This is a genomic window from Lewinella sp. IMCC34183, from assembly GCF_003390915.1.
Classification (GTDB): Bacteria; Bacteroidota; Bacteroidia; order Chitinophagales; family Saprospiraceae; genus Neolewinella.
Window position 1 is genome coordinate 1 of record NZ_QMEM01000029.1, and the last position, 1,229, is coordinate 1,229.

Sequence of the window (1,229 nt, forward strand, 5' to 3'; positions counted from 1 at the left end):
TTGTAGACTTCCCCTAGGCCGCGACCACGGAATAGTAGAATTTCTGGTTTTCGAGTTCGTAGATTTCCGGGCTGATGTGGCCAAGATTTTCGTGTGGTCGGATGAGGTTGTAGGTTTGACTCCAGGCTTGGAGTTCGTCGTTGAGCTCTTCGACACCCCGGAACCAGGTCAGGTTAAGGCACTCGGCGCGTAACGTTTTGTTGAGCCGCTCGATTAGGCCATTCTGGGTTGGTTTGCCCGGCTGGATAAAGCGCAGCTCGATGCCGTTCCCCTCCGCCCAGGACCGCAACTTACGCGAGATGAACTCCGGACCGTTGTCGCAGCGGATGTAGGCCGGGCGGCCACGGTAGTCCACCACCCGGTCCAGCACGGTGAGCAGCGTCCTGGCCGAGATGCTGTCGAACGCCTCGGTCCACAACGCCCGCCGTGAACCCTCGTCCATGACGTTAACGATGCGCACCCGTTTGTGCGTGGGGCCCACAACGTAGTCGCTCACAAAGTCCATGGCCCAGCCTTCGTTGATCCCGTCCGGGCTGATCAGTTCCTGGTAGGTCCGGTAGATCCTCGGTCGCCGGGGCGGTAATCGGAGGTTGAGGCGCTCCCGGCACCAGATGCGGTACACGCGCTTGTGGTTAGCGGCGGTAAGGCGCTGCTGGCGCAGGTAATGGTAGACTTTCCAGAAGCCCCACGAGACGAAGCACTCGGTGGTTCGCCGCAGCAGGTCGGCCAACTCATTGTCGGCCAGCTCCGGACGGTGACCGGACTTGCGGTGGTGGTAGCTGGCCCGGCGCAGGCCCAGGACGCGGCAGCAGTGACGTACACTGCCGCCCGGATCGACCGTGGTGCGGTCGATCATTTCTTCGCGGCGTCCTGGGCCTGCCACTTTTTTAGCATCGAGTAGCCCTGCTGTAGGATGTCGTGGTCCAGGCTCAGGTTGGCGTACATCTTTTTGAGCCGCTTGTTCTCGGCCTCAAGTTCCTTGAGGCGGCGCTGGGTGTCGTCCTCGTCGGTGACCTTCTCCTTCTTCCACTTGTAGAAGGTGGCCGGAGAGATTTGGTGTTTACGGCACAACTCGGCGACCGGCGTACCGGCGTCGTGTTCGGCAATGATGCCGAGGCGCTGCTGGGTGGAAAATTTGCTCTGACGCATAGCGTACAAATTGAACGGGTTTGAGAAAATTACGGGTAATTTTCTACTCATTCATGGACGCGGGGGAAGGGAAGTCTACA

2 protein-coding genes are annotated in these 1,229 nt (G+C 59.8%); both read right to left on the reverse strand.

All coding sequences use genetic code 11. The features are described 5' to 3' along the window. Nucleotides 1–13: 13 nt before the first annotated feature. Entirely contained in the window at nt 14–856 is an 843-nt protein-coding gene (locus tag DQG19_RS20630) for an IS3 family transposase (protein ID WP_116128473.1), read from the reverse strand. Then, nucleotides 853–1,149: a transposase gene (locus tag DQG19_RS20635; RefSeq protein ID WP_157974652.1), complete on the reverse strand. Its 297-nt coding sequence runs from the start codon at nt 1,147–1,149 to the stop codon at nt 853–855. The genes DQG19_RS20630 and DQG19_RS20635 overlap by 4 nt, the downstream gene beginning before the upstream one ends. Between the last annotated feature and the right edge of the window lie 80 nt (nt 1,150–1,229).